Raw genomic sequence first — 7525 nt, 5'->3', positions numbered from 1 at the left:
CGGAATTGCTTCTCAGTCCCATCTAAACGCCGCCCAGCCCTGACCATCCGCTCCCATCGACTCGAGGCGCTCGATGCCTGGAATGTTGCCGCCGGTATCAGCTGAAAACGTTGGCATCGGGTGCTTGACGCAGGCCATTGGAGTTAACGTGACAACACTCTTGCGGGACTTGCCAGAGCTGGAACTAGTGCCTGAAGAACCGGGAGCGATAATCATCAACTATTGACATGTACGGCGCTATACCGTACGTGAAGCGAGTAAGGAGAATGATATGTTCGCCATTGAAACAGTGACACCGACAGTGGGTAAGATGGAAGCGCGTAAAGAGTTGCGTATGCATCGTGCAGATGAAGAACGTATTCGGGCTGCTGCAGCAGCAACCGGCCTACAAGAGTCTGACTTCATCCGTCAAGCAGCGCTTCTGCGCGTCCAAGAAATAGAGCAACGCGTTTCGTTGTCCGTTCTACCAGTAGAAGCGTTTGATGCGTTCAAGGGCGCAGTTGAAGCTTCGGGCAAGGTCGTGCCGGGCTTGCAAAAAGCCGCAGAGGCATCGAAAGACCTTCTCAAGGATGCCAGTTGATGCAACGGCACCAGCGGCCAATCTAACACTCTCCACATTTGATAAAAAAGCTCACGACCGCAGTGAATTTAGCTGCGGTTTTGAGCCAATAGATAATTTTCTCAAATCGTCCCTGACAGACCAGATAAAAGCTGGGATGGCCGCAGCTTGGATAGCCACGGCCGAAAACGACCCAGCCGTACTCGGCTTCTACACGCTCGGCGCAATGGCGGTTCGTTCTGAGTTCGGTCCTGCCAAATGGCAACGTGCCAAGGTACCAGATGTACCGGTCATCTACATCCGCGTGGTCGCTGTTCGAAAAGACATGCAAGGCAAAGGCCTTGGCACAGCCCTTGTCATCGACGCCATGAAGCGATGTAACGCCATCTCAGAGCATATGGGAGCCGCCGCGATTGTATTAGATGTCTTGGAAGACGATGCGTTTGACAAGAGATGGGCGTTCTATGCGGATCTTGGGTTTGAACCTCTAGGCGATCCAGACAACAAACATCGCGTGTTCATCTCGATGGCCGATGTACGCTCCACGCTCGGAGCCAAAGCATAGAAGGGTACTGCCATTTGTGGACGGCTCCGTTTTTGCAAGGTTTAATTTGAGCTGAAGTTGATCGTCGCAGGTTGCGGTCATTTGTCCGGCCTTTTGGCGCGGTGTATGTGACCGCTGGGTGTTGTCACATTAACCGACCTACGATTGCTGGCTTATTGATTTTGGCATATCAGCCGATGACGCAAATACCGTCCATTAGCTATAAGCGTCACCATTTTCCTCCGCAGATCGTGGCTCACGCGGCTTGGCTTTACCTGCGGGTCGGTCTGAGCCTGCGCGAGGCTGAAGAAATGCTTCTGCAGCGCGGGATTGACGTGTTCTATGAGACAATTCGCCGTTGGACTGCCAAGTTCGGGCCGCTGATTGCTCGAAATCTGCGTCGCTGGCAGACGGGTCCCGGCGATGTGTGGCATCTCGACGAGGTCGTCGTGAAATGTGCTGGCAAGAAGTTCTGGCTGTGGCGTGCAGTCGATGAGCACGGCGCGGTTCTTGAGGAAATCCTGCGGAAGCGGCGCAACAAGGGTGCGGCGAAACGCCTGCTGATCGCGCTGATGAAGCGGTTTGGCTTTGTTCCCAAACAGATCGTCACAGACAAGCTCTGCTCCTACGGCGCTGCAAAGGCGGAAGTGGCGCCTGGCCTTGAGCACTGGTCACACAAGGGGCTCAACAATCGTGCCGACAACAGCCATCTGCCGTTTCGAAAGCGCAAGCGAACCATGCAGGGCCATCGATCACCCAGAGGTATGCAACGGTTTGTGTCCATGCACTCAGCTACACGGAATTGCTTCTCAGTCCCATCTAAACGCCGCCCAGCCCTGACCATCCGCTCCCGTCGACTCGAGGCGCTCGATGCCTGGAATGTTGCCGCCGGTATCAGCTGAAAACGTTGGCACCGGGTGCTTGACGCAGGCCATTAGGGTTAACGTGACAAAACCATCCTTATTACTCTCTGCAGTTCGTTTCATTCGCCGTAGGGGATCCAGATGTTCTTGACCTGCGTAGCATGCCGAAGAAATTCGCGACCCTCGCCCTGATCCTCGTCAAACCAGTTCAAAGCTTTCCCGCCTAAAACCCATGTGCGTTTCAGATTGCCGATCGACGCTCGCTCAACTGCCTCGCCAGCTTGGTCACTCCCAAAATGCCACATCGCATCGACACCAGAGTGCTCGGAAAGAGCTTTCGTCAAGACATCGTGGTCGCCGGTTACGATGTTGACCACGCCACTCGGTAGATCCGATGTTTCAAATACCTGATACAAATCCGTTGCCGCGATTGGGTGGTCTTGCGAAGGCAATGCCACAACACAGTTTCCCATCGCTATTGCGGGGGCCACGAGCGAAACAAACGACAATAGTGGAGCTTCATTTGGACAAGCCATACCAATCACGCCGATGGATTCATTCATGGCCAACGCCGCGCCGCGGATGGGCACTTGATGCACGGCGCCGTCATATTTGTCCGCCCACGCGGCGTAGCAGAACAGCCGATCGATACTTGCCAAGATTTCTTCTTGGTGCTTACCGGTGTTCATAGAGCCCAGTGTTGCGGCAAATTCCGGGGCCCGCGCAGACAAATTTTCTGCAATATAATAGAGAATTTGTGCCCGTGCATGCCCCGTAGTGGTCGCCCAACCAGCGGCGCTCCTCGCTGCTTCAACGGCATTTCGTATGTCTTTGCGGTTTCCTTCGCCAACTTGACCAATTTGCTCGCCTGACGCTGAGAAAATTAGGCGATCATATCCGCTGTCTGGCCGGACCTGCTTGCCGCCAATGTACAGTTTTCTTGTCCGGTCTATTGCGTTCAGCCCAGAACCGCGCTTGGTCGCCAATGGAGGTTTGGATGGTTTTGCTGCTGCAAGAGCCTTCAGGTAAGATGGCTTTAGGTATTCGAACATTCCTTCGCGTCCGCCTTCACGCCCATAGCCGCTTTCGCGGTAGCCACCAAATCCTGCGGCGGCATCAAACAAGTTTGTTGAGTTGACCCATACAATTCCAGCTTTGACCTTTGGGGCAACATCAAGCGCAAGATTGATATTCTCCGTCCACACGCTTGCGGCAAGCCCATAGCGAGTGTTGTTCGCAAGTTCGACAGCCTCGTCCGGCGTTCTGAACGTCATTGCGACCAAGACCGGACCAAATATCTCTTCCTGCACGATTTTCATGGCTGGTTCGGCTGACGACAACAATGTCGGCGGGTAAAAACACCCACCTTCAGGCATGGGGCCTACGGGTTGATGAATCTCCGCGCCTTCTTCTATGCCAAGCCTGACCATTTCTACGATGCGCGATCGTTGCACGGGATCAATAATCGCGCCCATGTCAATTGACTTGTCCAATGGGTTGCCGACGCGCAGCTTGTCCATTCGGGCTTTGATCTTGGTCAGCACAGGCTCAGCGATGCTTTCTTGCACCAGTAATCTTGATCCCGCGCAGCAGACCTGGCCTTGATTGAACCAAATTGCGTCTACTAGACCTTCAACCGCGCCATCGATATCGGCGTCGTCGAAAACAATGAAGGGTGACTTTCCGCCAAGCTCAAGCGTCAGCTTCTTGCCTTGCCCGGCGGTCTGCCTACGAATGGTGCGACCAACATCAGACGAGCCGGTAAAGGCAACTTTGTCGATTTTCCTGTGGCCGGAAATAAGAGCGCCCGTGTCACCAGCGCCAGTTATAATATTGACGACACCCCGCGGCAGCCCGACTTCCTGGCAAAGCTCTGCAAAGCAAAGTGCTGACAGCGGAGTATACTCCGCAGGTTTTAAAACAACTGTATTACCGGCCGCGAGTGCAGGTGCTACCTTCCACGCCAGCATTAACAAAGGAAAGTTCCAAGGGATGATTTGGCCTGCGACGCCGATGGCCTCGTAGTCCGGAAACTCTGACTTGAGCAGCCTGGCCCAACCCGCGTGGTAGTAGAAGTGCCGCGCGACAAGCGGAATATCGATGTCACGCGTTTCTCGGATCGGCTTCCCGTTGTCGAGAGTCTCCAGCACCGACAGTAGTCGGCTGTTCCTCTGAACCAGGCGAGCCAGAGCATACAAGAAGCGGGATCGTCCGGATCCGCCGAGACCTTCCCAATCCGGCTGCGCAGAAGTCGCAGCAGCAACGGCCAGATCCACGTCTCTCTTCGTACCTGAAGACACTTTTGCTAAGACTTGCGATGTTGCCGGATTGTGTGTCTCGAAGAGGTTTTTCGGCGTCGTGAATTCGCCATCTATGAAGTGGCCGAATTGGGAGCCACGTTGCTCAATCCACGCAAGGGCTTCGGCATCACTTTCAGGTGCGGGTCCATATTCCATCGACTTGAAGGCTTCCAAGACAGTCATATTTCCCTCGTTCATGCCAGTGCATGGCGGTTGCTGGACGAGTATGCGCCAGTCACATAGTGCTCCAGTTGCCGTTCGATATCGCCTAACAGGGAAGATGCACCAAAGCGAAAGAGCTTTGGTGAAAGCCATTCATCCCCCAACTCCTCTTTCAGCAAGATCAGATATGAGATGCTGTCTTTCGCTTTCGAGATCCCTCCAGCCGCCTTGTAGCCAATCCTATTCCCTGTAAGCGCGTAATAGTCGCGGATCGCGCGCAACATGACCAAAGTGACAGGGAGCGTGGCATTCACGCTTTCTTTGCCGGTCGACGTCTTTATGAAATCTGCGCCAGCCGCCATGCACACCCAGGAGGCGCGAGCAACGTTGGTGAGCGTACCCAGCTCTCCAGTTGCCAGAATTGCCTTTACATGTGCCCGACCACAAGCTTCTCGATAGTCTCGCATTTCGTGATAGAGCGAAGTCCAATCGGCGTTCAAAACATGCCTCCTGGAAATGACGATATCGATTTCGTCCGCACCGGCGGCGACAGAGTCTTCGATTTCCATCACCTTCAATCGGTGAGGTGACAGACCTGCCGGAAAGCCTGTTGAAACAGCCGCGACCGGAATTCCTGTGCCTTTGAGCGCATCAAGAGCAGTCGCGACCATTTCATGGTAGACGCAGACCGCACCGACACGCAATTTTAGGCTCGTAACGCCCAATTTCTCTTCGAGTTCACGAGAAATTGGTTGCTTAGCCTTGGCGCAAAGCCTTCGAACACGAGCTGGTGTATCGTCACCAGACAAGGTTGTGAGGTCCATGCAAGAGATTGCCTTTAAAAGCCAAGCTGCCTGATGCTCTTTCTTGACGGTCCGGCGGCCAGAAAGCGCCATGCATCGACGCTCAACTGAACTTCGGTTTACGCGCAAGCTTCGGATAAATTCCACATCAAGACTTGTTCCATTGTTCCGTCGAACGCTGATTACCTTGTCTTCTGTCAATTCGGCGATCACGTTGTTCATGTCGATGCCGCTTGCGGCTCACCAAGTCTATCTGCGATCTTCTTGGCTAAGACTTCGGGAGTAAGACCCATTTCAGCATAGACCTCCGGACCCGGGCCGGATATCCCAAAGCCCTGAACCCCATACATATTTTCCTCTGATCCAACATACCGCCCCCAGCCCATCGGTGACGCAGCCTCGATGGCAAATCGCGGCGCGTCTCCCAGTACAACATCCCTATAAGCCGCATCCTGGTTGTCAAAGCACTCCCAACACGGAAGCGAAACAACGGCAGCATCTACACTTTTCTGATCCAAAAGAGCCTTGGTTTGGAGGGCCAAACTGACTTCGGATCCTGTCGCGACTAGCGTCACGTCGCGTTTCGCTTTGGCTTCATGCAGCACATATCCGCCACGTCGCGATGGCATATCCGTTCGATGCGTAAGACGGGCCGACCCGACCGACTGTCGCGCCACCACCATTGCACTGGGTCCCTTATGCGATACCGCGTCATACCAGCATTCAAGCGCCTCCACGCCGTCCGCTGGACGATAAACTCGCAAGTTAGGAATTGCCCGCAGCGCGGCGAGGTGTTCGACGGGTTGGTGTGTCGGTCCATCCTCACCAACACCGATGGAATCATGGCTGAATAGAAATACAACTTTGATGTCCATGATTGCAGCCAAGCGGATTGCCGGCCGGCTGTAGTCGCTAAATGTCAGATATGTTCCACCGTATGGAAGCAACCCACCGTGCAGCGCAATGCCGTTCATAGCGGCGGCCATGATGTGTTCGCGAATACCATAGCCGACGTGTTTGCCGGAGTAATTACCAGGGACCACGACTTGCATCCCTTCGGGCTTCGTCAGCACACTTCCAGTCAGATCTGCGGAACCCCCAATTAACTCAGGCATACTCTGTGCAAGGACCTGGGTCGCATAAAGGCTTCCCTTTCTGATCGGGGCGGCCGCGGCTTTGTCCACGGTTTCTGCAATAGCAGCGCGAACCCCGTCTTCCAGAGTCTCGGGAAGGGCTCCATTGATGCGTCGACTGAATTCGTTTTTTAACGAGCTCTCACTATTCTCCAACCGTCTTTCCCAGTCGGCGCGGATCTGGGATCCTCGCTTCCCAGCAATAGACCATTTTTCTCTGATGTTTGCAGGAACAGTGAAGGGAGGATGGTGCCATTTTAGGTTCTTGCGAAGCCCTTCGACTTCCTTAGAGCCCAGAGGCGAGCCATGAACGACCGCTTTGCCCTCTTTCGTTGGCGCGCCAAACCCAATACGCGTTCGCGCAATAATTACGGTTGGCCTATCTGCTCGTTTGGCGTCTTCCATCGCAGCATCGATGTCTTCGTGATCGTGGCCATCAGTAAATAAGACATTCCAGTTTGCCGCCGCGAACCTGGCCGCATGGTCCTCAGAGGTACTGACGCTTGTGGCGCCGTCAATTGTCGTTCTGTTGTCGTCAAAAACAAGCGTAAGCTTTGAAAGCTTCAAATGACCGGCAAGGCTAATTGCTTCTTGGCCGACGCCCTCCATAAGGCAACCGTCTCCGCAAAATACCCAAGTTCTGTGGTCAACGATTCCATCGCCGAACTCAGAGTTTAAGAGTCGTTCAGCAAGCGCAAATCCAACCGAATTCGCCAATCCCTGTCCAAGCGGTCCTGTTGTCGTCTCAATGCCCGGCAAGTATCCAAACTCAGGATGGCCAGCTGCTCTTGAATAGAGTTGGCGAAACCGTTTCAACTCTTCGATCGTAGCACCTTCATAACCCAGCATATGAAGCAAAGAGTATTGAAGCATTGAGCCGTGCCCATTCGACAGAATGAACCTATCGCGGTCCGGCCAATTGGGATGACTGGCGTCGAACTTAAGATGGCGCGTGAACAATACAGTAGCAACATCAGCCATACCCAGAGGCATTCCGGGATGACCTGAATTTGCCCTTTCAACCGCGTCAACAGAAAGAAATCGCAAAGCATTCGACATTTCTGAGATTGTCGTCAGCTGTGATTTGGATTGTCCCGTCACTGTGCGCACCTGTCAGTTCTATTCGCTGATTCCATGGAAAATCCGCATAGGAACCACCAT

6 protein-coding genes and 1 pseudogene are annotated in these 7525 nt (G+C 53.9%); 4 read left to right on the top strand and 3 right to left on the bottom strand.

Annotated features, from left to right (window positions below):
• The 4 genes and pseudogenes from AC221Y_RS05560 to AC221Y_RS05545 all read left to right on the top strand — a co-directional run.
• Positions 1-105 (top strand): annotated as a pseudogene (locus AC221Y_RS05560) (IS6 family transposase); the annotation flags it as partial.
• A 166-nt stretch (positions 106-271) separates the two neighbouring features.
• Positions 272-580 (top strand): type II toxin -antitoxin system TacA 1-like antitoxin, encoded by a 309-nt coding sequence (locus AC221Y_RS05555; protein ID WP_486706922.1) that lies wholly within the window; start codon positions 272-274, stop codon positions 578-580.
• Entirely contained in the window at positions 570-1124 is a 555-nt protein-coding gene (locus AC221Y_RS05550) for a GNAT family N-acetyltransferase (RefSeq protein WP_486706921.1), read from the top strand. Before AC221Y_RS05555 ends, AC221Y_RS05550 begins: the two co-directional genes overlap by 11 nt.
• Before the next feature lie 176 nt (positions 1125-1300).
• Entirely contained in the window at positions 1301-2005 is a 705-nt protein-coding gene (locus tag AC221Y_RS05545) for an IS6 family transposase (RefSeq protein ID WP_486706920.1), read from the top strand.
• A gap of 80 nt (positions 2006-2085) precedes the next feature.
• On the opposite strand, the gene AC221Y_RS05540 is transcribed toward AC221Y_RS05545, so the two are convergent.
• The 3 genes from AC221Y_RS05540 to tkt are packed head-to-tail and all read right to left on the bottom strand — an operon-like array spanning position 2086 to position 7423.
• Positions 2086-4449: an aldehyde dehydrogenase family protein gene (locus AC221Y_RS05540; protein WP_299752825.1), complete on the bottom strand. Its 2364-nt coding sequence runs from the start codon at positions 4447-4449 to the stop codon at positions 2086-2088.
• Between the two features lie 11 nt (positions 4450-4460).
• Positions 4461-5453, bottom strand: coding sequence for a deoxyribose-phosphate aldolase (gene deoC, locus AC221Y_RS05535; RefSeq protein WP_486706919.1), 993 nt, complete (start codon positions 5451-5453; stop codon positions 4461-4463).
• The gene (gene tkt / locus AC221Y_RS05530; protein WP_299752852.1) at positions 5450-7423 is read right to left on the bottom strand and encodes a transketolase; all 1974 of its coding nucleotides are present in this window, start codon (positions 7421-7423) and stop codon (positions 5450-5452) included. Before tkt ends, deoC begins: the two co-directional genes overlap by 4 nt.
• Positions 7424-7525: the final 102 nt, after the last annotated feature.

The organism is Boseongicola sp., from assembly GCF_057460485.1.
The sequence above is the reverse complement of the archived record's forward strand: the minus strand, read 5'-3'. Positions and strand labels throughout refer to the sequence as shown.